Genomic DNA, 215 nt, shown 5'->3' with positions numbered 1-215 from the left:
GCGCAGCGGACGGGACTCGAACCCGCGACCCCCGGCGTGACAGGCCGGTATTCTAACCGACTGAACTACCGCTGCGCAGTGCGTTCCTCTCTGGCTATCGGCTTCTTGCGAAACCTTTGCACCAGGAACTTCTCAGGAAGTGGTGGGTGATGACGGGATCGAACCGCCGACCCTCTGCTTGTAAGGCAGATGCTCTCCCGGCTGAGCTAATCACC

General features: G+C 60.9%; 1 tRNA gene. It reads right to left on the bottom strand.

Features of this window, described 5'->3' with window-relative positions:
* Position 1: 1 nt before the first annotated feature.
* Positions 2-75, bottom strand: a tRNA-Asp gene (locus tag SB765_RS34735).
* Between the last annotated feature and the right edge of the window lie 140 nt (positions 76-215).

Origin of the sequence: Pseudomonas sp. SIMBA_067, assembly GCF_046534675.1 — a bacterium.
GTDB lineage: Bacteria > Pseudomonadota > Gammaproteobacteria > Pseudomonadales > Pseudomonadaceae > Aquipseudomonas > Aquipseudomonas putida.
The sequence above is the reverse complement of the archived record's forward strand: the minus strand, read 5'-3'. Positions and strand labels throughout refer to the sequence as shown.